Source organism: Sphingosinicella rhizophila (assembly GCF_032378825.1).
Taxonomy (GTDB): domain Bacteria; phylum Pseudomonadota; class Alphaproteobacteria; order Sphingomonadales; family Sphingomonadaceae; genus Allosphingosinicella; species Allosphingosinicella rhizophila.
Window position 1 is genome coordinate 1 of sequence record NZ_JAVUPU010000032.1, and the last position, 383, is coordinate 383.

Annotated in this window: 1 protein-coding gene; it reads left to right on the forward strand. The window is 58.2% G+C overall.

What is annotated here, in order from left to right; translation table 11 throughout:
* Positions 1-279 (forward strand): hypothetical protein (locus tag RQX22_RS19270; RefSeq protein WP_315728837.1); only part of this gene is annotated, 279 nt, incomplete at its 5' end.
* Positions 280-383: the final 104 nt, after the last annotated feature.

A 383-nucleotide genomic window follows, 5' to 3' on the forward strand; every position in this document is an offset into this window, starting at 1 on the left:
AGTTTTTCAACACAATCGACCCATTGCGGACATTCCTCCGAAGCGCCAGACGTAGCCCCAGGGGAGATCGCCATGCCGCTCGTGGACGTATTCGAAGATGAGAACGCCGATCGTCCCCTGTTTGTCGGCGAGTTCAGCTTCCTACCGCGTGCTGGAGAGTACATCGCAACGGAAGCTGGAGGATACTTCCGGCACTACAATGTGGTCGAGGTCTGGTATCGCCAGGAGGGGGAAGGCCAGCCCTTTCGGGCCTGCCTCCGCGTGAGATTGGACGATTAGCGGAACGGCCGCTAACCACCCATTTCCGCCGATCTGAGATCGACCCATTGCGGACATTGAGCCGTGACCCTAGAGCATGATCATGCTTCTGTGAATCGGGAGGG